Annotated in this window: 19 protein-coding genes and 1 pseudogene; 13 read left to right on the forward strand and 7 right to left on the reverse strand. The window is 48.4% G+C overall.

What is annotated here, in order from left to right:
• Positions 1-90 precede the first annotated feature (90 nt).
• Positions 91-1,275 carry a serine hydrolase domain-containing protein gene (locus tag EOE67_RS01775; RefSeq protein ID WP_164852188.1) on the forward strand — a complete coding sequence of 395 codons (1,185 nt, stop codon included), beginning with the start codon at positions 91-93 and terminating at the stop codon, positions 1,273-1,275.
• Positions 1,276-1,770: 495 nt separating this feature from the next.
• On the opposite strand, the gene EOE67_RS01780 is transcribed toward EOE67_RS01775, so the two are convergent.
• The 3 genes from EOE67_RS01780 to EOE67_RS01790 form a co-directional block, all read right to left on the reverse strand.
• Positions 1,771-2,949 carry an ATP-binding protein gene (locus tag EOE67_RS01780; RefSeq protein ID WP_127697323.1) on the reverse strand — a complete coding sequence of 393 codons (1,179 nt, stop codon included), beginning with the start codon at positions 2,947-2,949 and terminating at the stop codon, positions 1,771-1,773.
• 184 nt (positions 2,950-3,133) lie between these two features.
• Positions 3,134-3,703 (reverse strand): hypothetical protein, encoded by a 570-nt coding sequence (locus tag EOE67_RS01785; RefSeq protein ID WP_127697324.1) that lies wholly within the window; start codon positions 3,701-3,703, stop codon positions 3,134-3,136.
• A gap of 3 nt (positions 3,704-3,706) precedes the next feature.
• Positions 3,707-4,699 carry a carbohydrate porin gene (locus EOE67_RS01790; RefSeq protein ID WP_127697325.1) on the reverse strand — a complete coding sequence of 331 codons (993 nt, stop codon included), beginning with the start codon at positions 4,697-4,699 and terminating at the stop codon, positions 3,707-3,709.
• A 150-nt stretch (positions 4,700-4,849) separates the two neighbouring features.
• Here EOE67_RS01790 and EOE67_RS01795 point away from each other — a divergent pair, with 150 nt between their 5' ends.
• Positions 4,850-6,433: a methyl-accepting chemotaxis protein gene (locus EOE67_RS01795; protein ID WP_127697326.1), complete on the forward strand. Its 1,584-nt coding sequence runs from the start codon at positions 4,850-4,852 to the stop codon at positions 6,431-6,433.
• A 116-nt stretch (positions 6,434-6,549) separates the two neighbouring features.
• Here EOE67_RS01795 and EOE67_RS01800 read toward each other — a convergent pair whose 3' ends face one another.
• Both EOE67_RS01800 and EOE67_RS01805 read right to left on the reverse strand, forming a co-directional pair.
• Positions 6,550-6,783 carry a hypothetical protein gene (locus EOE67_RS01800; RefSeq protein WP_127697327.1) on the reverse strand — a complete coding sequence of 78 codons (234 nt, stop codon included), beginning with the start codon at positions 6,781-6,783 and terminating at the stop codon, positions 6,550-6,552.
• Between the two features lie 78 nt (positions 6,784-6,861).
• Positions 6,862-7,233 carry a nuclear transport factor 2 family protein gene (locus EOE67_RS01805; RefSeq protein ID WP_127697328.1) on the reverse strand — a complete coding sequence of 124 codons (372 nt, stop codon included), beginning with the start codon at positions 7,231-7,233 and terminating at the stop codon, positions 6,862-6,864.
• A gap of 363 nt (positions 7,234-7,596) precedes the next feature.
• Here EOE67_RS01805 and EOE67_RS01810 point away from each other — a divergent pair, with 363 nt between their 5' ends.
• On the forward strand, positions 7,597-8,634 hold the full coding sequence (locus EOE67_RS01810) for an IS110 family RNA-guided transposase (RefSeq protein ID WP_240652673.1): 1,038 nt from the start codon (positions 7,597-7,599) through the stop codon (positions 8,632-8,634).
• On the opposite strand, the gene EOE67_RS01815 is transcribed toward EOE67_RS01810, so the two are convergent.
• Positions 8,570-9,745 carry an IS4 family transposase gene (locus EOE67_RS01815; RefSeq protein ID WP_127697329.1) on the reverse strand — a complete coding sequence of 392 codons (1,176 nt, stop codon included), beginning with the start codon at positions 9,743-9,745 and terminating at the stop codon, positions 8,570-8,572. The genes EOE67_RS01810 and EOE67_RS01815 overlap by 65 nt on opposite strands.
• Before the next feature lie 114 nt (positions 9,746-9,859).
• On the opposite strand from EOE67_RS01815, the pseudogene EOE67_RS01820 reads away from it, so the two are divergent.
• The 5 genes and pseudogenes from EOE67_RS01820 to EOE67_RS01840 form a co-directional block, all read left to right on the forward strand.
• Positions 9,860-9,967 (forward strand): annotated as a pseudogene (locus EOE67_RS01820) (IS110 family transposase); the annotation flags it as partial.
• Positions 9,968-10,625: 658 nt separating this feature from the next.
• A complete protein-coding gene (gene recQ, locus EOE67_RS01825; RefSeq protein ID WP_127697330.1) occupies positions 10,626-12,431 on the forward strand; it encodes a DNA helicase RecQ in 1,806 nt (601 codons plus the stop codon).
• 3 nt (positions 12,432-12,434) lie between these two features.
• The gene (locus tag EOE67_RS01830) at positions 12,435-12,824 is read left to right on the forward strand and encodes a DUF3630 family protein (RefSeq protein ID WP_127697331.1); all 390 of its coding nucleotides are present in this window, start codon (positions 12,435-12,437) and stop codon (positions 12,822-12,824) included.
• Positions 12,825-12,971: 147 nt separating this feature from the next.
• A complete protein-coding gene (locus EOE67_RS01835) occupies positions 12,972-15,821 on the forward strand; it encodes an EAL domain-containing protein (RefSeq protein WP_164852189.1) in 2,850 nt (949 codons plus the stop codon).
• A 71-nt stretch (positions 15,822-15,892) separates the two neighbouring features.
• Entirely contained in the window at positions 15,893-16,477 is a 585-nt protein-coding gene (locus tag EOE67_RS01840; RefSeq protein ID WP_127697333.1) for a YkgJ family cysteine cluster protein, read from the forward strand.
• 19 nt (positions 16,478-16,496) lie between these two features.
• Here EOE67_RS01840 and EOE67_RS01845 read toward each other — a convergent pair whose 3' ends face one another.
• Complete coding sequence (locus EOE67_RS01845; RefSeq protein WP_206099394.1) at positions 16,497-17,507, reverse strand: NADP-dependent oxidoreductase; 1,011 nt, start codon at positions 17,505-17,507, stop codon at positions 16,497-16,499.
• 632 nt (positions 17,508-18,139) lie between these two features.
• Here EOE67_RS01845 and EOE67_RS01850 point away from each other — a divergent pair.
• The 5 genes from EOE67_RS01850 (at position 18,140) to EOE67_RS01870 (ending at position 23,675) form a co-directional block, all read left to right on the forward strand.
• Complete coding sequence (locus EOE67_RS01850; RefSeq protein WP_127697335.1) at positions 18,140-18,976, forward strand: tetratricopeptide repeat protein; 837 nt, start codon at positions 18,140-18,142, stop codon at positions 18,974-18,976.
• Positions 18,977-18,998: 22 nt separating this feature from the next.
• Positions 18,999-20,462, forward strand: coding sequence for a YcaO-like family protein (locus tag EOE67_RS01855; protein ID WP_127697336.1), 1,464 nt, complete (start codon positions 18,999-19,001; stop codon positions 20,460-20,462).
• A 402-nt stretch (positions 20,463-20,864) separates the two neighbouring features.
• A complete protein-coding gene (locus EOE67_RS01860; protein ID WP_127697337.1) occupies positions 20,865-21,956 on the forward strand; it encodes a ThiF family adenylyltransferase in 1,092 nt (363 codons plus the stop codon).
• 14 nt (positions 21,957-21,970) lie between these two features.
• Complete coding sequence (locus tag EOE67_RS01865) at positions 21,971-22,765, forward strand: nitroreductase family protein (RefSeq protein WP_127697338.1); 795 nt, start codon at positions 21,971-21,973, stop codon at positions 22,763-22,765.
• Positions 22,758-23,675: a SagB/ThcOx family dehydrogenase gene (locus EOE67_RS01870; RefSeq protein WP_127697339.1), complete on the forward strand. Its 918-nt coding sequence runs from the start codon at positions 22,758-22,760 to the stop codon at positions 23,673-23,675. The genes EOE67_RS01865 and EOE67_RS01870 overlap by 8 nt, the downstream gene beginning before the upstream one ends.
• Positions 23,676-23,681 lie beyond the last annotated feature (6 nt).

Below are 23,681 nucleotides of genomic sequence, written 5' to 3' on the forward strand. Positions count from 1 at the left end.
AATAAAGTGTAACTTTATGATGTTTTTTAAAGTCCTGCTCAATACACTTATCAGTGCATGCATCTATCTTCAGAGGCGAGGTTATCGCAAGTGACAACCAGCAAGCGTTTTATTCGGTTAGGTTATGTCGCGCTGTTCGGCGTATTGCTGGTTGCCGCCAACTGGCTATTTGAGGCCGCCTGGTCAGATATCCGAACAGGGCCGTTGCCTGTGCTGTTGGATGATGGTTGGTCGGTGAACCAAACTGCCGCAGGTTTTAATCAAGTCGCTTTGCACCAAACGCTGACGAATGCGCTGGAAGAACCCTTCAACATACACAGTATTATTGTTGAACGTCATGGCAAGCTGGTTGCTGAGTACTATCAAACGGGGCCCGACCGTTCTGTGTATGCATTGTGGTCGCGGCCACAACATTTCGAGCCAACTACTTTGCATGATGTGCGTTCTGTTGGAAAAAGTGTTACCAGCCTGTTATTTGGCATTGCCGCTGCGCAATATCCGCTATTACACCCTGATACTGTTGTTGCTGATCTTTACTCTGATCAGTGTGTATCGCAAAGGCCTGCGCATCAATCCCTGAAAATATCCCACTTGCTGACCATGAGTTCAGGGCTCGACTGGCAGGAAGGTGCTGGTATTGTTGATGATGAAATCCAGATGTTCTGGCGAAAAGACCTGGTTTGTCATGTACTTAATCGTGGAATAACAACTCAACCCGGTGGTAGTTTTGGGTATAACAGTGGTGCAACCGCCTTGCTGGCGGATCTGATTGTCCGGCACTCAGGGTTATCGTTACCGGAATTTGCCGATCGGTTCCTATTGACGCCAATGAACATTAAAGATTGGCAGTGGGCCACTGATTTACATGGGCGGGCAATGGCATTTAATGGTCTGCGACTGCGTCCGCGTGATTTGGTGAAGATCGGCAGGTTGGTACTGAACAACGGCCGCTGGCATGGCCAACAGTTGGTGCCCGAGTCGTGGATCAAGGATTCATTACAACCCCGGCTGGCAACGGGGGTCAGCAATTTTCAATATGGCTATCAGTGGTGGACCGGCACTGTAATTTGGCCGGGGTCGGGGCAAAGTCTGCAGTGGCAGGCTGGTTTTGGCAATGGAGGACAACGATTGTTTGTCGTGCCGGCGTTAGATTTAGTGGTCGTCACCACTGCGGGAGCTTATGGCGACATCGAGACGGCAAAACGGGTGAACTTGTTGTTGCAACAAATCGTCAATACTGTGCTGACCGATGGTTCTAACGAGCATGAACGGTAGTTCGTACTAATTTCAAAAAATAGGCATCTGGCTTTTTGCCTTTTCTGTTCGGATGGTAAAAGGCATTAGACTTGGCCGCTACTTACTTTCCGAAATAAAGTTGTCTGATTAGGGCTCTAGCACTACGGGATGACGGCTTTATTTGAAATGACAATGGCGAGGTTGTTGCGAATATATTGGCCGTAACAATCTTGGTGTAATGGCGTTTTGACAACAAAAAATGTAGAGAAACAAAAGCGTAGGTCGGATAAACGCGAAGCGTGCCATCCGACAGGTTCCCGGCTGGCATTGTTTTGGCACGCGATTTACCCGTCATCCTTGATGATGCGGGGTTGTTGACTTCACTCACGCGCCCAGTCACACAGTACCGCTATGCTCCTGGAACCTCGCGCCTTCGTCGCCTACCCGCATCTTCAATGATTTTGGGCATAGTTGAAGCTGCTTAGATTTAGCTTAATTTTGCTCTGGCGACAATAATACAGTTGTTTATTTCAGCTAGCTTGCAGCTGTTTGCTTTTGACGCCGCATAAATTCCGCAAACAGTGGAACTGTAAAATTGAGATAACCATGATCGGTGCTATACACCATCCCCTTATGAATGATGCTCGCCCTGGTCGGCCCAAGGGATGACAAGGTACGTCCCATTCCTTTGGCAATATCAGCCATGGCATATGGACCGTCACCCAATTCTGACATCGTTTTTACGAATTGAACCTCGGATTTGGTGAGCCGATCAATTCGGACCCTGAAGAATCCCTCATCAAGGGACGCCAGAGTTTCAGCGTACGAATTTTTCACATCACCAAAGGTGATTTCTGGCCCGCCAGCATAGTTCCATGCTGTAGATGCCCACTCCTGCAGGAAGAAAGGATAACCTCGGGTCAGTTCTACGATTTCATTCAGTGCAAGCGCCTCAATTGCAGCCCCCTCGTCGAGTATTGGCTTTTCGACGGCTTGAATGGCCGATGGTCGGTCGAGCGCATCAACCGTTGGGTAAAGAAAGAGTCGTTCGGCATAAGACTTTGCTTCGCCTGCCAGACGAGCGACTTGTGGCAGCCCTGCACCGACAAGTAGCACTGGAAGACCGTCTTGAGACATACGGTGAATAGCAACGATCAGTGCGGATAAATCTGCGTCTGACAGGTACTGAACTTCATCAATCAGCAAGATCCATCCTTTGCCTGCTGCTTGTGCTGCTTGACCAATGACCTCAAAAATGTCCGGCAGGTCATATTGAAGATCTCCACTATCAGCGAGTCCCGGCTCAGGCTCAACGCCAATCTCAACACCTGCAATGTCGATTTTGAAGATAGATGCAAAATTGCGAAGCCCTTTTAACCCACGATTGGCAATATGCTTCGCAGTTTCAACTCCCGAAAGGGAGCGCATTACCTTACGCATTTCCGGGTATAGCAGGCGCGCAAGACTCTCTCGTTCCGGAGACTCGACTTTGGACACTATCAGTCCTTGTTGTTGCGCGATCCTCCCTATTTCGTTTAACAGAACTGTTTTGCCTGTTCCTCTTAAACCCAAGAGCATGATGGAGCGAGCGTTCCGCCCTTTTATGGCACGGCCACATGAAACTCTGGCCGCGTCAAGAATAGTATCACGGCCCGCAAGTTCAGGTGGCCGACTTCCAGCGCCCGGCGCGAATGGGTTGCTGTATGGATCCATATCTACACCCTAATAAATATCAATATCTAGCATAATATATCAATGTATATAAAATATACCTATACATTGGTATATATAGGTATATTTGTCATGATGCAGCGGCACAAGGCCAGTTCCTTTTCTGCCTTTTCATTGCCACTTAGCAAAATACATTCCCCCTCGCTTGTGTAGGTTGTTGCATATATCACCAATTTACGGCAACCGCTTGGTAATCGGATGTTGGCGAAGACGTTGAACCATTCAGATGCACATGGAAAGAAAACAAAGGTTCTGTCGTTGCATCGTGCCTGATGCCTTCTGCATCGAAAACTACCAGTTTAAGACCGATTGGGATGAGCTTCCACCCAGGCCTTTTGCCCATTGCGCCAGATGCAGCCAATCCTGTTTGATACATCTCTGACCAATCAACTGAGGTTCGCTCAAGCTTTATCTTCAAAATGCTTCCTGGCTGAAGAATAGCTGGCAAGCCTTGAGGTAGACTTTCAACAAAACAATTTCCGGCGTTTGTAATGGGGTCAGCAGTCGTCGTAACAACACATGCCCTGTCAATCAATGCTGCCTTATTTCCGGAATTAAAGAATGCAACTTCAAAAACGTAACTTCGGGGACCAATTGAAGGAGCGACCGCTGTGACTGTTAGCTGTGATATTGAACGCAGGCTTTGGTAATAAAATGCTGCAATAGAGACTATCAATGCAAAAGCAGCCATTGTGAGCGAAAGTTTTTCGTTGAGTGTCAGCTTGGGTCTGCGCATCAACTAAAAACTCCAGTTCAAGCGCAAACTCCAAACCCATTGATTCTCCAGCCCCACTTCTCCATGATTCACCCATTGCAACACCGGTTGCAGTAGCAAATCGGGTAGCAGTTGATACTGCCAGTACAACTCGGTCAGGTAGTCTTTCGCTGAATGCTGCTGCGTCACTTCACTGAACATCATCCCGAGCTGGTGTTGCTCAAATTGCCGCACTGCACCGAGCATATGGTGTTGGCGGGTGATGTCGACTTCGTCGTTGAGCGAAGACCAGACTGCGAATAGCGCCCAGTCTTGGTTCAGTTGCAATTGGTAGTTCAGATACCAGCCGGAAATGGCTTTGATTTTGGTTTCGTCGAGTAATTCCCAGTCGCCGCTGTGGTGCCAGAAACCATAAGACCAACGACTATTGGCCGTGACATACCGGCCTTCCACCACGTAAAACTGTTCGGCAAAATCCAGATGGTCGCGTCCGGCAAAGACCCCGCCCATCCACTGAAACCCTTGTCCGGGTTCGTAAAAAACACTGCAGGATAACGCTGGATCATAATAAGTTGGCAAAGCGATCGCGGTTGGCGTGATGCCAAGCGGCGGTGAAATAAAAGTCCCGGCGACCGGCACAAAGGCGAACTCCAGATTCGCATCGACTTGGCCACATTTGGCCCGGGTTTCGGCTGTAAACTGATATTGCACATAGGCTTCGTATATTTTGCTGAATTTCTCGGCATCGATATTGGATATGCCCTGCAGATTTTCCGTCAGCCCTTCGCCATTGTCACCGCGAAAAGCTTTCAGATTACCCGCCACCAGCCAGCGATCGTCGGCCTGCCATTGCCATTCGGCGGTGAATAACAGCCGATGTGCACTGCTATCATCTTGCCGGGTATTGGATGCAACTGAATGATCTGAAAGCAAATTAAAGCTATGTTCGAAACTATTCCCAGAGGCGCAACAGCTGGTCAATCCGACGAAGGTGCCGAGCAGGACAGGAGCTTTCATCGGTGAAGTATCCAACAGAAGATTTGCGATAGGTATAGGAACAAGCTTTCGCGGTGTCAAATCAGTTTCAAAGAGTGCAACAGCTTGTAATCACTGGATCCCTCTACTAAGGTTTGACTGGTTCAGGAATACACACAAAAGGACAACAGGATGCAGATTAAACACAGTGTTACGTTAATTTCCGGCGCCATTCTGAGTTTAGTCATTGTGCTGGTCGCCTCCTCTGTTCGCCTCACCACCGACCTCACCGATTTATTAAGCTTTATCACTGGCCCTGCCTGGTCCACAGCCGATGGCGCGATGGAAGGTACCATTGGCTTACAACAACAAATTATTGCTTTGCAGATGCTGAATCTGCAGCCGGAGCAACGAACCGAACACATGGCACTGCTCGACGCAGGCACCGAAATGGCCGATGAATCAATGGGACGGATGGTGGCGGCGAAGCTGGTCAGCCCGACATCCGTGGCGAAACTGCAGCAAATGAAACAAAGCTTTGATCAGGCCAAAACCAGTTTGTTAGTTGATCCTGCCAATCCTGAACAACTAGCCGCTTTTGGCAAGGAAAGCCGGGAGTTGCTGGCGTTTTTAAGTGCACTGGAAGAAGAAGGTGACAGCACTGTCGAGAAACAATTTGCCGTCAAAGAGCAGCTGGAACAGTGGTCTTATGTCGTCAATGGCGCCGGCCTCATATTTGGCATCCTGATTTGCATCGCGGTCAGCTGGTTTGCCCGCAAGGCCATTTTACGTCCGCTGGATGAAGTGAATCAGAATCTGGCGGAATTAACCCGTGGTGAAGGCGATTTAACGGTGCGGCTTAGCAGTAACCATCACAACGAGTTTGACCAGATTTCACAGTCATTTAATACTTTTGTAGGCAATATCCAGCAACTTATCCGTCAATTACAGCAAAGCAATCAACTGTTGGCCGATAACAGTCAGACCATCCATGTCGCCATCAATACCGTGGTTGAAGGTGGTGATATGCAGCTTAAAGAAACCACGCAAGTCGCCATCACCATCGACCAGATGACGCAAGTGCTGAATGAACTGGCACGGCATGCTGAATCAGCGAGCCTGAATGCCAAGGACTCCGATCAAGCAATTCACTCCGGCGTCGCTGCGGTAGAAGAAGCGCGGGCATCGATGCAAAAAGTGCATCAGGTAGTTGAACAGGCCAGCAGCCAAATTCAGCAGGTGCAGGCCGACAGTCAGGGCATCGTGAAAATGCTGGAAATGATCCGCAGCATCGCTGATCAAACCAATTTATTGGCACTCAATGCCGCTATTGAAGCTGCCCGCGCCGGTGAATCGGGCCGTGGTTTTGCGGTGGTCGCTGACGAGGTGCGGAATCTGGCGTCGCGCACTCAAGCATCCACGGTGGAAATAGAACAGAATATCAGTATGTTAAGTAACGGTTTAAACCGCACTGTGGCGCTGATGAGCCAGGTCAATGCCGAAAGTGATCAGGTGGCTGAGAAAAACCTGTTAGCGCTTAACATGATGCAGGCGATGTCAGAACAAATTAACCTGATGAATCAGCTTAATACCCAGGTCGCAAAAGCGTCTTCCGAACAAGATCATGCCATTCACGATGTCAGCACCAGCATGCGCACTATCAAACAACATGGCGACGATGCGCATCAGCAGGGGTTATTGGTTACAAAAACTTTGGCGCAGCTGCTGGCACAAATTTCTGCGGTGTCACAGCAATTGGTGAAGTTTAAGACCTGAACCGGCTGCAGAACAGGCAGGCTGTTATTGCCGATCCGCTGCTACATCCGTAAGCCGTCCCAGTCGCGTTAGCGGCGACAATAGCACCTTGTTTTGTGGAGAATCGCCAGCCAATGTTATTCTTGAAATTCCCACGGAATTTCCTTTTTAAATATGGCAATTGCTTGCTCTACAAGCTCAAGATCTAGTTCCTTTTTGTAAAGGGTCACCTCTCTTACCTTTTTAGTATCATCTCGAAAGATTTCCAGAAGCATATCTTTACCAGAATAAACTTCGACTCCAATCCCATCCCGAACAGAGCTAACATCACTTGCTACAATGTACTTTTCGAGCTTGGAATACTCATCCATGCTAGTTTCTCTGCGATCCCACATAACGCCCAAAGCCGTGCGACGGTAGGAGCGTAATTAATGGTCTTGTTAGGGTAACTACTCAAATGCGTTACATAAGGTGCCCTGATGGAAGATCATTTGCCACCTCCCATTTATCAGAGACCATATTGAACATCGTAATGAGTAAATAGCGGTTTTCTCACCACCTTTTACCATTACAGCCTTATAAAGTAACTGGGCACAATTTGGCGCTAAATGTCTCAATTCATATTCAGATGCACTGATCTTAGGAGGCAATTCTGATGGCAGACGCTCCAGAGCTTCTTTTTTTCCAAATCGAACTCCAGAACCACCAATTTCAGTGAACTCATCCGCAATTAGTTCATCCAATTCACCGTATGAAGCTCTGGTCTCAGCCTTAAATAACTGCTCTTCTAATTCGATGAGCTTCGCCTTTAAATTTTCCACCATATCTCCGAGTAACCCTAACAGTGCTTTTTAAACGGCGCAAAACCCGTAAGTCGCGGCCGTCTTTTATAACAATTAGTATTTTAAGCTATCTGCTTTTTGAGCTAAATTCAACAATGTACAAACAACAGTAAAGATTTAGGGAACAAGAAAGAAGGCTTTATGCCCGCGAGTTCCGGAAAATTACCTCGTGGTCCACTTCAATGCCGGTTTAAACTTTGGATTCTGAAAGTCTTATCGAGCGCATTTAATACAAAGTTCAAGTCCTTGCGCTTTTCCTCCCCGTAAAGATAATTGGACTCCCCCAGCTCAAAGAGCTGGGTTAATATTTAAGTTCTCACACAAAAATATTTGGAGTCCAACATGCACAAGATAATCACAGGTGTTGATTTAGCAAAAGAAGAAATTCAAGTTTGTGTTTGTAAACACAACAAGGTGCAGTCTAATCAGGCGCAGACACCGACACAGTTTTCTTCTTGGTTAGCTTCGTCAAAACCAATGACTATTGTATTTGAGGCCTGTAGTACATCAAATTATTGGAAGCAAATAGCGCTCAAATACGGGCATGATGCTCGACTTATTTCAGCCAAACTTGTGGCGAGTGTGAGACAAAACCAAAAAACAGATAAAAATGACGCTTTAGCCGTTGCCCAAGCTGCTCAACTTATAGATGTTTCATTTATTAACGGTAAATCAAAAGAGCAACAAGAACTCCAAACGTTGGCTCGTTTACGAGAATTGGCCGTTAAACACAAAGTGGCGATGGAACATCAGATAAAATCGCTTTTGTTAGAATTCAATATTCGGATATCACCACGCCTAGGAGGCTTAAGCGGTGTTGTTCAAGCCGTTTTGGAAGATGCTGAAAACGGCTTTTCAATGGTCTTTCGGGAAGCATTAAAAACAGCGTGGGAACAGCTCCTGCAAAGTATTGATTCGATAAAAAAGTATGATGGTTATCTGGAAAAAGCGGCGAACCAGCATGTGATTTGCAAATCACTACAAGCTTTAGAGGGCGTCGGGCCATTGAATGCGATTAACCTATACATTGCTCTGGGTTGCGGAGAAATGGGGCAATTTAAAAAAGGCCGTGATGCCTCTGCATGTATTGGTTTAACCCCAATTCAGCATACTTCCGGTGGCAAAGTGAAGCTCGGCTCTATCGGCAAGTATGTTAAGAATCACACCGTAAGAAGCTCTTTAGTGTGTGGCTCGATGGCAGTGGTTCAGCAAGTGCTTCGACGCGTTGCTAAAACAAAGAAAGATTTGTGGATACAACAAATGGTCGCGCGTCGAGGAAAACGCCTGAGGGATCCCCACAAATTTTGCAGGCATATCATACCCTTATTTTCCTTACATTTTTCCAGTCCCAATATGCCGCCCAAGCCAGAATTTGCCTGATGGCTGCAAAGATTTCCTCAGTTGTAATTTTCACTCTGGCCAGCCTGCACAATCGTTTACCAAGGTAGTTAAACGATAGCACTCGTCTGTTTTTCACCGTATTGGCCTGAAATTGCAAGTGTTTTCCTGCCAGTTCTGCCGCAAGTCCCAGCATATAATGAAGCCAGTTTGCCAACGCAGCCAGCAGTAACAACACTTCTAATCGCGCTTTATTTTTAGTGCGGTGTGCGTTACTGCCAAGCCCGTATGTCTGGCTTTTCTGATCGCGGAAGGCTTCTTCAATTTGCATCCGAAAACCATACAGTCGGGTAATTTTTTTAGCAAAATCAAAACAGTGTTTCAATGAAGTCACTAACAACCATGGCTCTTTAAATAGCAGATTTTTGTCCCGCTTGTGCAATTTCCAACCAGAGCCGAGCAACACCGCTTTTGTCTGATATTCATGCGCCTTACTCAGCTTCACTTCGCCAAGGTATTGCGCTGTTTTCCGTGCTTTTTTATATACTTTACTGATGCTTACAAATTCATCTTGCCCTGGCAGCTGCACCAAAACCAGGCCACGAACCCGGGCAATATAATCCCAGCCCATGGCCCGAACCTGTTTTAACCAAGGCACTTTGTACCCTGCATCTGTCACGACAACGGGGCGACATTTTTCGGGTAGCATTTCTTTAAGGCGGGTTAAAAAAGCCAGGTGATAGTGCGGGCAGTTGTAATTGGATTCGGTCGTAACCATTTGCAGCAAAGTCAAAGCTCGTCCTTCGAGCGCCATGCTGGCCCGGAGGATAAAGTGGCGTTTCTCACTATCCGCATTACTCCAGTCAACTAGGATAAGTGGCTGTTTTCCCTGAACTAACGAACGAGTCAGGGCGGTATAAAAATAAGGAACATCCTGTTGCATTGCTGTATTACTGAGCAGGCGGTCCGCTCTTTTAATACAGTGTTTTTCAGTCGCAGGGCTATCAATACCACGACCAATTGCAGTGACCGTACACAGCCCGTTTTGCAGCAAGCTTGAAAGTGCGGCACAAACTGATGCCATGCGGCGTTTATGAAAGGATTCAGGGGTGACAAAAGACAAAAAATCGGCGAGCATAGTTTGAACGTTCATGGCAAAGCACCGCGGTCAGGTTTAGTTTTGGCGAACGATCAGATCAGGAACTGCCATGAATGTTCCTTTCTCGCCTAACTATTTGTTTTACCCACACCATTTGTGGGGATTCCTCAGGGAAAACGCTGTACAGCTGTTGCATTGGCCAATAAAACAGTCAGAACAGCCTACGCGATGATAACGAATGGCACAGAATATAAAGCAGAACTTTTGGCTGCTTAAAAAGGTTTGTCAAACAACAAAATGCTCGATAAAAGATGAAAATCAACTTGTTAAGTCAGTGGCTCGCTAAGAGCTTTGAGCTCGCCGTAAAGATTTGACAACAAGTTCGCGTAAATATCATAGAGCCTGGGATAGCTACCCAATCAGAGCTCGTACATAAGCACGCATTTATTCTTTCATCGATAATAATGTTGTTGACAAGGGGGAGTCCACATAAGCGAGCCGCTTTAAAATCTGCGGTTTGAGGTTTTAAGACGGCGCACTGTTTGAGCGGTTCGACGTTAGCGAACCGCGAGTTTGCGCAGTCGCCTCAAACCACTGATTTTATTGCGGGCTTTCGAGCGATCCGGGGTCGCCTTTTGTTGGTTACTTATTTTGGCGAAGCAAAATAAGTAACTCGCCGGAGGCGAAACCTGGGCCATGCCGTTGGCATGAACACAATCAAAATGACCAACAATCCAATTCAGTTAATACCAAATGGGCGATTGCGCTTCGCTTATGCGCCCCTACGCTGTCCGCGAAACTACCACCATGCCGTCAGCATGAAACAAACCAAATCACCATTTACCCGATGGCGCCCAACTAACCGCGCCATGGTTAGAGACAGCCACAGCGCTTTTGATTACAATGCCGCTTTTGCCCACATAGCGAAATCACTTTGACTGATCTGCTGCACAGCACCTTAAAACAATACTTCGGCTACAGCGAATTCCGCTCGGGTCAGACTGAAGTTATTGCGGCGGCAATGCAGGGACAAGATAGTTTTGTGCTGATGCCAACCGGTGGTGGCAAGTCGATGTGTTATCAGCTGCCGGCGCTGTTATTGCCTTATGTTACGGTCGTGGTTTCGCCCTTGATGTCGCTGATGAAGGACCAAGTTGATAGCCTGCAAGCGATGGGTATTGCCGCCGATTTTATCAATAGCAGCCTGAGCCGCGACCAAGTGGTGGACGTGTTCCGCCGCTTACGCCAGCAACAAATCAAACTGTTATATGTGGCGCCGGAGCGCTTGTTGCAACCGCAATTTCTGGAACGGTTGTCGGAAGTCGGTGTCAGTTTATTCGCTATTGATGAAGCGCATTGTGTGTCGCAATGGGGCCACGATTTTCGGCCGGACTATATTGCACTCGCCCAATTAAAACAGCATTTCCCGCAGGTGCCGTTGATGGCGCTGACCGCCACCGCCGATCCGGCAACCCAGCAAGATATCCGCCAGCAGCTGCGTTTAGTCCAGCCTTATACCAGCATCAGCAGTTTTGACCGCCCCAACATTCGTTACACAGTGCAGGAAAAATTCCGCCCCTTCGAGCAGCTTGTAGCGTTACTTAAACAGCAAGAAAATCAAAGCGGTATTGTCTATTGCTCGTCGCGTAAAAAAGTCGATGAGCTGTACCAGCAGCTGAAAAACAAAGGTTTTGCCGTGGGTGCTTACCACGCTGGTTTAACCAATGAAGACCGCGCCAGGGTGCAAGACGAATTTAAACGCGACCATCTGCAGTTAATAGTGGCGACCGTGGCTTTTGGTATGGGCGTCAATAAACCGAATATCCGGTTTGTGGTGCATTTTGATTTACCGCGCACCATTGAAGCTTATTATCAGGAAACCGGTCGCGCCGGACGGGATGGCGTGGCTGCGGAAGCAGTGATGCTGGTCGACCCGGCCGATATTGCCAGGATGCGCAGCTGGATCCAGGCCGAAGAAAATCAGGCGCGCGCCGAAGTCACCATGCAGCGGTTTAATGCGATGGCAGCCTTTGCCGAATCCCAAACCTGCCGCCGGCTGGTACTGCTGAATTATTTTGGCGAGGCTAGTCAAAAACCCTGCGGCAACTGCGATATTTGCCTCGACCCGCCCAAAGGTTTTGATGGCACAGTACTGGCACAAAAAGCACTGTCTTGTGTCTATCGGGTAGGCCAGAGTTTTGGTATGCACCATGTGATTGATGTGCTGCGCGGTAGCCAAAACCAACGCATTCTGGAATTGGGTCAGGATAAATTATCGACTTATGGTATTGGTAAGGAAATCGGCCACGATTATTGGTTGTCGATTTTACGCCAACTGATCCACTACGGCATGTTGCAACAAGATATCACCCAACATTCGGTGCTGAAGTTGCTGCCCGCCGCCAGACCTGTGCTACGCGGTGAACTGGCATTACAACTGGCGGTACCGCGGTTGGTGCCGGCGAAAACTGCCAAGCAAGCAAAAGAGCCGAAAGCGGCGCAAAAACAAGATTACGATCGGGTGCTGTTCAGTAAATTACGCGCCTTGCGCAAACAAATTGCTGAACGTGATGATGTAGCGCCTTTTGTGGTATTCAGCGATGCGACTTTAATTGCCATGTCGCAGCAAATGCCGCAAAACCAAAGCGAATTTTTGGCGGTCAGCGGCGTGGGTCAGACCAAACTCAGTCGTTATGGTGATGATTTCCTGCAATTGATTGCTGATTATCTCGATAGTTAGCCGATGCTGCACACCATGCCGATCAGCCATTTTCATGTCACCCCTGAATTCACCCGTGAATTCACAATAGAACTCGCCACTGAACCCGGAGAAACAATCCCAGTACGGCTGCTACTGACACCAACAGTCGCCGCAGCTTTCGCGGAACCATTTGCGCCACTCAAAGCCTGGCTACACAGCGTCAAAGAATTCAGTCAAATCCAGCCGGAACAAGGCGCGGACTGGATCCAGATCCGCTTTTATTTCCAAATGCAGCCATTTTGTCTGCATTATGAGCACTATAGTGATTGTTACTGGATTGATGCTGACAGTCAGGCCAGCCTTGTGTTACTGTCACAATTGGCTGAGTTTATTGCAAGCATTGAGCATAATCATAGACTTAGCCAGCCTTAATCTTCTTTATTACGCACAAAGTGCAAGCAGCTATCAGAACATGGGAGGTTTGGGTTGTTCACAATATGGTGGCCTACATACCTGTTTTCGGGTCTTTTTTCGGGCCTATTTTCAGGCCAGTTTTCAAGTAAGAATCGCAGCCTGCTTTTGGGTCTTTTTTGCGCCCTGCTGTGGTGCCCGCTTGCGGCGAAGGCTTTCCCGACTGAAACCATCCGCTTTGATGAAAATTTAAAGCAGCAACAACTTTATCCCAAATTACATTATCAAATCACCGATGCCGAATTAGCGGTTGAAGACATCGTATTTGAACCCGAACGGGCGCACGCCTTTTTAACGGTGATGGCGCCGAATCAGGTGTTTCATGTCAACCCGGGGGCGGTCTGGTTTATCGCGCGGCTGCATTATCAGGGTCAACGCGCGACCAAACTGGTCCTCGATTACAATTTCCCATCCGCCGATCTGGTTGAATTTTATACCTTTGACCGGCAAAGCCATGAACTGCATAAGATTAATCGCGCTGGTACCAACCTGCCGTTCAGCGAGCGCCAGCTCAGTAGCCGCAGTTATGCCGTTGAGCTGACGTTTAAAGCCGGTCAGGAATTGGATGTGTTAGTGAAAGTGCAGGATGGCGCTGTGGTGCAATCGCATTTCACCTTAATTCAGCCAGATAAGTTTTATCAGCAGCAACTGACCAGCAACTTATTTGATGGCATTTTGCTTGGGCTGTTGCTGTTGATGGCCGCTTACAACATCTTGTTATATCTGAATATTCGTGAGCAGCTTTACTTGTATTTTGCTGGTTTTTTCCTGTTTTTCACGCTGGTGATTTCCATTCTGAACGGCGCCGGTTTTGCGTTGTTGTGGCCGGAATATCCGGAAGTGAATCCGGCCATTTTTTATGTGGCGGTCGGCGCTTGTCTGGCCTGTTTAAGTTTATCCACCAGCACCATGCTCAATCAAAATCCATCCTGGTGGCTGTGGCTGAATTTACTCTGGTCCGGTTTGTTGTTATTCAGCCCCCTGTATATCGATTTTAACCAGCGCCTGAACTTGCTGTTGCTGGTACTTGGCATGGTGATGGGCAGCAATTTAGTACAGGTCATGCGGCATACATTTAGTGGCAAACCGCGGGCCAGGACGTTCAGCTTAAGCTGGCTGCTGTTTTTTGCGGCAAGTTTAGTGCTGCTGTTGTCGCAGCTCGGGTATTTGTCGGACTCGCGCTTGTGGCAATATTTATTAGTCGCATCCGTCGTTTGCAATATGGCGTTGATGAGTTACGGCCTGGCGCAGCGCATGCAGCTGGCGACTGAACTCACCACCCAAGCGCATCAACAAGCGATTAATTCGTTAAAACAGTATTACGACATTTACCACAACGCGGTGGAAGGCATGTTCACCACCACCATGCATGGCCAGCTGATTGCCGCCAACCGCGCGCTGTTGAATATTCTGGGTTACCAGGAACTGAGCCAGATGGAAATTGACGTCAAACGGTTTGGCATGGCGAAATATTATGCCAACCCGGATGATCGCACCCATATGGTTCGGCAGTTGCAACATAGCAACAATAAAAGCTTTGAATTGCGTGGCTTACGCTCAGATGGCTCGCCGTTCTGGGCGCTGATGTCGGCACGCCTGGCGCATGATGCCAATGGCGAAGCCTTTATTCATGGCTCGGTGATTGACATTACCGAGCAAAAAGTCAGCCACGAACAGTTGGCCTATCTGGCGTCGCACGATCCTCTGACCGGCCTGTATAACCGCCATCATTTCGCCACGCTGGCGCAACAAGCCTGGCAAAGACTACAGGTTGAAAAACACACCAGCGCCATTTTATACATCGACATTGACCAGTTTAAGTTGGTCAACAGCACCTGTAATCACAGTGCCGGTGATGCGTTATTGCTGCAAATCAGCGATCAGCTGAAACGGGCACTAGGCCAAAGTGGCATTCTGGCGCGCCTGGGCGGTGATGAATTTGCCGTGCTGCTGCCGGGTAAAACCGCACAAGAAGCTTTTGCGGTGGCTTATAACCTGCTGGAAGTGGTCAAAGAATTCCGCTTTTTCTGGCAGGACAGCCTGTTTAGTATCAGCGTCAGCATCGGCATGACCGAAATCACTTTTGATGATTTGTCGGCCGAACAAACCATCAAAAAAGCCGACTCCGCCTGTTTTGTCGCCAAAGAAAAAGGCCGCAACCGTATTCATTTGTTCCACCCGGACGATGCCGAATTACAAAAGCAACAAGCCGAAATTCAGTGGGTACAAATTCTGCAACGGGCGCTGGAACACGATAGCTTTGTGCTCTATATGCAGCCAATTCAGGCCATTCAGCATCGGGATACCGTCGCCAATTACGAGCTGTTATTAAGGCTGCGTAGCGACGACAACACCATTATCGCGCCGGGTAACTTTTTAAGCTCGGCCGAGCGTTATGGCCTGATGCCGCAAATTGACCGCTGGGTCATTCGCAACTATTTCCGCTGGCTGGCACAACATCCGCAGCATCTGGACGTACTGGGCCATTGCAGCATCAATTTATCCGGCGCTTCGTTAATCGACCCGCTGTTTAAAGCTTATGTGTTAGCGCTGTTTGAAGAATACAAAATTCCGGCACGCTTTATCTGTTTTGAAATTACCGAAAGTATGGCGATTTTAAATTTACAAAATACCTTAGATTTTATCCATCATTTCAGAAGCTTAGGCTGTCAGTTTGCACTGGATGATTTTGGCAGTGGCTTTTCATCTTATGGCTATCTGAAAAACTTCCCGGTCGATTACATCAAAATTGACGGCAATTTTGTCCGCGATTTACTGACCGACAAATTCGACCGCGCTATCGTCAACTCCATCCATGATGTGGCCGCGGCGATGGGGATTAAAACGGTGGCGGAATATGTTGAGAGCACCGAAATTCTGCTGGAACTGCGCAAAATGGGCGTTGATTATGCGCAGGGTTATGGCATCGCCAAGCCAAAACCGCTGAGCGATTTGTAACCGAAAGTCGATGAAACTTGCCGTTGGCGCTGCGGGATCAGTACAATACGCGCCCCAACTGAGGTAGCACGATGGCAAGGTTAGAACAATTATCACAGCAAGTGCTTGCCGTGATGGCCGAGATTGGTCAGGATTACTCGAAGTATCAACACCATCGCGGGTTATTCTGCCGCAGTGGTTGTGGTGAATGTTGCCAGCATCCGGGCATTGAAGCGACGGTGCTGGAAATGTTGCCGCTGGCGTTCCGGTTGATTGAAGAACAACGCGCCGATCAGGTGCTCAGTGATTTAGCCGAACGTGATGACGCCCGTTGTTACTTTTATCAAAGCCATTCCGAAGATCGTAAACAAGGTCAGTGCAGTGTGTATCAGCAGCGCCCCGGCATTTGCCGCTTCTTTGGTGCTGCGGGGACCACTGGCCGCGCTGGTGAATATCAGCTATCAACCTGTCGTAATATCAAAACCGACCACCCTGCTGCTTACGCCGAGACCCTGATTGCACTGGAATCTGATCCGCCACCGCTCATTCGCCACGGCCAGGAACAAATCCGCCAGCTTGACCCGGAACTCGCCAGCAACCCAATGCCATTAAATCAGGCACTGGCGACGGCGCTGGAAAAGGCTTTGTTTGAGCAGTATTACCAATCAGCAGAGTGATCCAGGTAACCGCTCGCCTTCAACACTCCGACTGGTGACTGACAATAATTTTGCCACTGGCCCGACCGGTTTCGGCATAAGCGATGGCTTCGTTGACGCGCTCAAAGGGGTAAATCCGGTCGATCACCGGACGGATCACTCCGGCGTCAATCAGCGCGCTGATTTGCGCCAGCTGTAATCCACAGGGACGCATCAGCATAAAACGATAACCACATTGGTATTTGCGGGCCACATACCGGACTTTCCAGCTGATGGCGCGGATCCCGAGTCGCAAATAGAGGGGCATCGGCCACTCGCGTGCCAAGATAAGATCCGGTGGACCGGCGACAGAAACTACCATGCCGCCTTGACGCAACACCCGGAACGAGTTCAGTAGCGTGTCACCTCCCAAAGTATCAAAGACCATGTCGAAGTCTTCGAGCATTTGTGAAAAGTCTTGCTGTTGATAATCAATCACTTCGTTGGCGCCTAACGATAGCACCAACGCATGTTTGGGTTTGCTTGCGGTTGCCACCACGTACGCCCCCAGATGCTTCGCCAGCTGCACGGCAAAGGTACCGATGCCACCAGCTCCGGCGTGGATCAGGACTTTCTGACCGGGCTGGATATTCGCGAGATCAACCATCGCTTGTAACGATGTCAGAGCAACCAATGGCATCGCCGCCGCTTCTTCAAAACTCAGGCTAGTGGGTTTTAACGCCACTTCCGATTCATGCACGGCAATTCGCTCGGCAAATGTTCCGATCCGGCGTCGGTTTGGACGAGCATACACCGCGTCGCCAACCTGAAAGCGGCTCACCGCAGCTCCTTTGGCAATCACAATACCAGCCAAATCTGTTCCCATGACCAGCGGAAAGCTGTATTTGACAAGCCGCTTCAACTGCCCTTTGCGTACCCGGATATCAATAGGATTCACACTGGCGGCTTTGATCTCGACCAATACATCGTGATCCCCAGCCACCGGCTCAGTCGCTTGCCCGAATTTAAGTACCTCGGGTCCACCATACGAACCAATAAACCATGCTTTCAAGCAGCCTCCCTGAGCCTCAAAAGTTATGTCACTTTTACCATGGTAGCTGTGCATCGAGACACAGTTTCAGCGACAACATCAACCCAACATACGCCATTTATCGGCATATTTGCACCTGTTTCCCCAATGACCACCGCTGAACCCGCAAATACCGCCATCAGAATCCTAACCCGGCCACCAGGTTCGCGGTTGAAATCTAACTGAAGTCAGCAGCGGCCGATGAGTCATCAACATGCCTGTTGTTATATTTAAGTGATATTCAAGTGGTATTCACGACCCGGACGGCATTCAGCGTACCGGCTCCCCACTTAGAGATTAAGTAGGTGTTTGATTGTACGAAATATAATCAGATCCCACCCCACTGTTTCGCCTGAGCTGACAACTAAAACACATCCACACGCAGCAAATACAACCAGTAGCGCTGCCAGCCAATATCAATTTTTTATCATAATTTTATGGCATTTTTATCAATCTTTGGACTTGGCCGACCTGTAGATTGCTGAATGAGAGATCGCTGAACGTACCGTAAAAATCTGAATTTCCCTTGACTGATGACCACAAAACACCGGAACAGGTGCGCTGGGAGTTGTCAGTTAAGCCTGATGACCTGGCGAGAAAGAGAAAGTACTTTTATGAAAACAGTCCTCAAGAAAGTGATGGTTTTATCTGTGGTCAGCAGCATCAGCTGTATGGCTACAGCGGCTGGTCTTAGTCATCCCAAAGAGCCCGGCCAGCTCCCCACCGGCAAAGACATTTTTGCCAATGAAGATAAGGTTGTCGGTAGTTTCTACGCTGCCGGTGACAAACAAGGTCTGCTTGACCAGATCACTAAACTGAATCAACTACTGAGCTCTGACAAAGCCATCTCCAAAGCTGATGCCCGTTATTATCTGGCACTCTCGAGTTACCGGCTTGGCCTTGTTGACTACAAAAATGCCAAAACCCACTTACAGAAATGTATTGATGAGACCAACGGCATTGTGACAACCGATGCTCAATATACCGAAGCTTACATTCTTACTGCAGCCTGCTCCAATTCACTGATTGGCAATATGCCGGAACGCACCATGGAATTGTCGCTGGCCGGGCGCACCGCATTGCAACGCGCTGCGGAGCTGGAACCTGCGAACCCTCGTCTACTGTATATCCAGGCCGTAACGGCGCTTTACACTCCCCCACAATTCGGCGGCGGCTTACCCAGAGCCAGCACTTTGCTGGAGCAGTCTATTCAGCAATTCGAAGCCAAAGCCGCGGATAAAACCAAAGCATACCCGCGCTGGGGGCTTGATGAAGCTTATGTCTGGACCGGCGTCATCTTTTCGGTCAACGGCAAGAATACCGAAGCCATTGCTGCACTTGAGAAATCGTTGGATGTGTCACAAAGCAGCTGGGTGAAAACTCAACTACTGCCAACACTAAAACGGGGTAGTTCCATCGGGCCACACTTCGGGCTGCAGTTGTCAAACTAAACAAAAAAAGTGAAGGGAACCTATGTCACCGCAGATCCAATCCTCGGCTATCAATCAGCACTATATGACCTTGCCGTACCAGGTCACGAACTATGAAAGTAAAGGTTACGAAGAAATTAACTCCTATTACTACCCTCGTGGCCCTATCAAAAGGGTGGTCAGCTATTTCCGCGGTTCTGGTGGACTTATCATGTATACCGGTAATTGCGAGTTTTATGAATTTGATCATATTGCCCGCGATGTCCTTGGCCGTAATTCATTTGAAAGTAGCGTCCAACGAACCATTTTTGGCGGTGGTAAAGGCTTTGACCTGCCGACCATGATGGCATCGTCCCTGGGCGAAGTGGTTGAACGGGCGATGGGCAGCCTGGTGTCGTTTGAATATGACGACAAGATAGTATACGGCAGCTACCACACCCTCACCGGTCAAGGCTACCACTGTATGCACCCGGCCGAATTACCCTTATTTGCCGACGAACAATACGCTACAACCGGCTTTCAGTATGACAAATTCACCGAAAGTACTTTTACCGGCTGGGTCAAAGGCTGCTATTTGCTGGACGAAGAAAAAATCATTTGGGTGCCTTCGCAGATTGTTATGCCTTTCAGTATGTTACATCCAAAAGAGCGGATGTTCTGCTATGCCACCAGTGGCGGGTTGTCGACCCACATCACCAAAGAGCTTGCCGTTTACCATGGTATTTCGGAAGTGCTGGAGCGGGACGCCGTCAACGTACACTGGAATACCGGTCACGCCCCGCAAATTATTGAATTAGATTGCATTCCAAACGACTACCGGGTGCGGCGTATCCTCGCCCATGCCCAAACCCTGGTTGATGATATCAAATTGTATTTACACAGCACTGATATCGAAGGTTTTTATACCGTCACTGCCGTTGGTTTTATGAAAGGCTTTAACAAGTACAACTACATCTCAGGTGGAGGTGGTGGTTTGTCTATTGAAGACGCCATTTTATCAGCGCTGGGCGAGTTCGCTCAGGCTGAAGGCAGCAGCCGCATTATTCTGAATTGTCCGCAGTGGGCCTATTCGGAGCGGGTCAAAGAACTATTCTTTGTGGAAGAGGATGTGCCGGTAGAAAAATTCGACATCTTCTATAAAGTTATTGGCCATTATGGTTATCCATCACATGCTAAAAATCTGCAGTGGTATTTGGAAGGCTCCGGTACTGTCAAATTATCCGAACTGATGGAAAACAAAAAACTGTCAGGCCATACCAAATACGAAAAAATCCTGAACATTACTAAAGCACACAATCTTGACCCAATATTCTTTGATTTCACCTTACCTTGCCTGAATATAGTTCGGCTGCACAAGGTATTTATCAAAGGATTAACTCCTCCCTATTTACATTCAATGCCATCTTATGGTGTAGACAGATATTACGAACTACCACAAAAATTGAACTGGAAAGATCGAAAACTAACATTCGATGATTTGACAAAGTCGCCTCAACCCTATCCTTGATGATTCCAGCCATCAGGCCAGGTATCTTCTGCTGTGGATGCTTGCTTTACTAAGCAAGTGAGCTTTACAAAAAGCGAAAATATTTTCGCATGGAAATTCATACTCACAAAACGAGGAAATTACAATGAAATTAGCAAAAACTTCAATGTTCGACCATCGCTATGAATCAGGTATGGCGTTCGCTCCAGGCGGCTGTAACTGCTGGTGTTGCTGCTCATGCTCATGCTCTGGCGGCTCAGAAGAGATGCAAGAACAATAAATTTGAGCTCGATACAATTGCCGGTTTCGCAATATGAAACTGGCATTTGTAGCAATTGCCGGTTTCAGCAGTAAGAAACTGGCATTTGTAACAAATGGCTATTCAATCATGGTTGGAACAAAAGAATCACAAGGTAGATATCAATGACGCAGGAAGACGCAAAGTATCAAATCAATCCGCATGTAAGAGTGATCCACGTAACGCCAAATGAAATTCTGGTCAAACATAGCGCCAGGTCTTTCTTTTCTAAATCATGGACTGACAAAGGCCGCACCGGATTGTTAGGTCGCCTTATTAATCATATGAATGGCCAACACAGTTTAAAAGAACTTCATGAAAACGGGGTGATCAAACCTGACGAATATGCGAGCACCTTACAACTGGTCAATGAACTGGTAGAAGAACATATTCTGATCAAGCCGGAACATGATTTAGTCGATGTATATTTAAAGGTGATTCAAGGCGCCGAAACTTCTCTGTCCGATAAACGCATTGGCATTATTGGCTGCGGCCAGGCTGGCAGCCGAATTGCCAAACAACTGGCACAATGTGGCATTAAATATTTATTGTTGTCCGGTGATTCCAAGGTTCACAACGCGACATCACTGCAACGTTTTCTGAGTATTGAACCTGGTTTTGTGACGGAAGGCGCAGCTGTTGCTGATTGCCTGGCAGCAAGCCTGAAGCAATATGATTTGGCCAGCATCTCAACAATCACTGAAGACAGTTTTTCTAAAGAAAATATCCGGGCCGTATTTGAACAATGTGATCTGGTGGTTGCGGCATTAGATGAATACATGCAATCCATTTTGCATACCATCAACCAACAGGCACTCGAAGCAGAAAAACCTTGGGCCCTGACCGTATTCGATGGCTCTGAAGGCATTGCCGGTCCGATTTTTGTACCAGGGGATACTTGTTGTTTTAACGAATTTGAACTGCAGGGTGTCGCCGCCGCAGGTTCATTAAAACGTGACGTCATCACTTATTATGACGCGGTCAATGCCACTGGCCAGCCAGATCTTGGTTTTGCCCCTTCACCATATATCGATGTAGTGACCGGACAGCTGACCTCAGGATTACTGAATTATCTGACCACCGGCCGTAGTTTTCTGGTCAGCCGTGCTATCCGCACTGACTTTGAACGGATGTCAGTCGACTACGAAGATATCAAACGGATCCCACGTTGTTCTGCCTGCACACCGTTTCGTCCATTTCGCAATGTGTTCCTGTAAGAGGAGGATCAGGTATGCCATTTACAGATCCAGCGGACTATTTCCTCGGTCAGCGCACCACGGCAGAAGGTACTTTCATGCCTCCAATCAACAGTGTCGACCTGTTGCCGGAGATCCATCGGGAGTTTCAATGTCGCTTTGGCGAGCTGTCGGTGAACGCCGCCGAGTTTTATCATGAAAACTCCAAAGTGGTGCGCAGCTCAACCCGACGCCTCGCGCAAAACCAGGAAAGTATCGCCAGTTTTATTCAGCACTATATCGATACTCCCTACAACTACAGCCCGGACACCGTATCGGATATCAACCAGAGCCCGATTTTGCCGGCTTTTCACTGGCGGCAACAGGTGCCAGCGGCGATTCATCAGCTTGGGATCAAAGATTACCTGAAGTATTTCGCGCTGGACGCTTATGTCCTGTCGGGGAATCAGCTACGCAAGGTACTGCCAAACAAACAAATTCTGGTAAAAGACCGGGTATTTGGTGACGACAAACTGAAAAAACTGGCCGATGCCTTTTACGGCCCTGACCGCGACGCCGGCCAGAAATTTGAACATTTTGTGTTTTTTGTCGGTTGTCCATGGCGTTACATGATGCTGTACGGACCGAAGGGCTATCGGAAAATGTTGGTGGATTTAGGTCACATCCTGTGTGGGTTGCAACCGGAAATTGAGCGGGGCGAACTTTGCCCGGTGGAATATTTCTATGACAACGAGATTGATCGGTTCCTTGATCTGGATGGCATCGAACAGTCGGTACAATTTGTGTTGGGTGTCCCCACCCCATTAAACGGAAGCAATTCTCATGAGTAATGCCGAAGTTGTAAACAATGCCGCATGTCAAATCACTGCGCTCAACAAGAACGACCATTTGCTGCGGCAGCTATCTTCTGAACACAGAGCCGTGATTGATGTCTATGTACAGCGTGCACTGGCCAGGCAACAGGAAGAACTGCCGGTGACACCGTTGTCGCTGGCACATGACGGCTTGAAACTGGACCCGGAAATGGGTAAGCAGGTGATGAACAATATCCTGTTTTCCGACCGGCCAGGTTACACCGAATCTTCACCGTCGGAGCAATTCATCGCGTTGCCACCGCCACAAGAAGCTTCGGCTGAATCTTATGCCGCGTTGTTAAAACGGCGCAAGTCACTGCGCGATTATACCGATGCGCCGATCAGTCTGGCTGAGCTGAGCTCGATCTGCCACTTGGCGGCTGGGGTGAAAAACCGTTTTAAAACAAATAGTAACCAGACCATACCTTACGCGCCTTTTACACCAACGGGTGGCGGCTTACTCAGTATGCACCTGTATTATGCCGCGTTAAATACCGAAGGATTGAGTCGGGGTATTTACCGGTATCGTGCAGAAAAACATGCCATGCAAGTCGTTAGCCTTGGGGAAATTCGCGGCCGGATTTTTGAAATTGCATCCTTCCAGGACTGGATCGCCCGTTCGGCCGGAATTTTTATTCTGGTCAGCGATCTCGACCGTGTGCAGTGGAAATACGAAGACCGCGCCTACCGTCTGACCCATATGGATGCCGGAGTGTTGGGGCAAAGCGTGCATCTGACCGCAACCTCACTCAACCTTGGTTCCTGCATGGTGTTTGGTTTTCTTGATGATGAAATGAATCAGTTGCTGGGTATTGATGGTGACCGGCAGTTTGTGTCGTTGATCATCCCGGTGGGTCATCCGATCACCGATTATTCCGCGGTGTAAGGGCCA

Origin of the sequence: Rheinheimera riviphila, assembly GCF_004005945.1 — a bacterium.
In the GTDB taxonomy this organism is placed as follows: domain Bacteria; phylum Pseudomonadota; class Gammaproteobacteria; order Enterobacterales; family Alteromonadaceae; genus Pararheinheimera; species Pararheinheimera riviphila.